At 46.2% G+C, this 303-nt stretch carries 1 pseudogene; it reads left to right on the top strand.

The features are described 5' to 3' along the window. Positions 1 to 303, top strand: a pseudogene (locus tag AB4585_RS25305) (hypothetical protein); the annotation flags it as partial.

The following is a 303-nucleotide window of genomic DNA, read 5'->3' as shown; positions in this document are numbered from 1 at the left end:
ATCTATTCTATTGTGGCGGAGCCAAAATTTGTGTGTCGCTCTTGCGCTCGTGTAGCAGGTAGTGGTGAAAACCTGTGTAAGCCTAGCCCGATCCCACCTCAAGCATGCCGCAATAAGATTGCAGGACCTATTTTAGAGCCGGCCGTCGAAGACTGTGTGTTGTTAGCTGAAGCTAAGGCGACAAACACCATTACCGAAATATCATCGGCTAAAAACAAATCGGAAAAGAAAAAGCAGATTAAGCCAGTGATCGAAGTGGCGGAAAATGCAGAGCAAGACACTATTGCAGATGAAGAAGTACAG

This window comes from Vibrio sp. 10N.222.49.C9 (assembly GCF_041474985.1).
Taxonomy (GTDB): Bacteria; Pseudomonadota; Gammaproteobacteria; order Enterobacterales; family Vibrionaceae; genus Vibrio; species Vibrio crassostreae_C.
The sequence above is the reverse complement of the archived record's forward strand: the minus strand, read 5'-3'. Positions and strand labels throughout refer to the sequence as shown.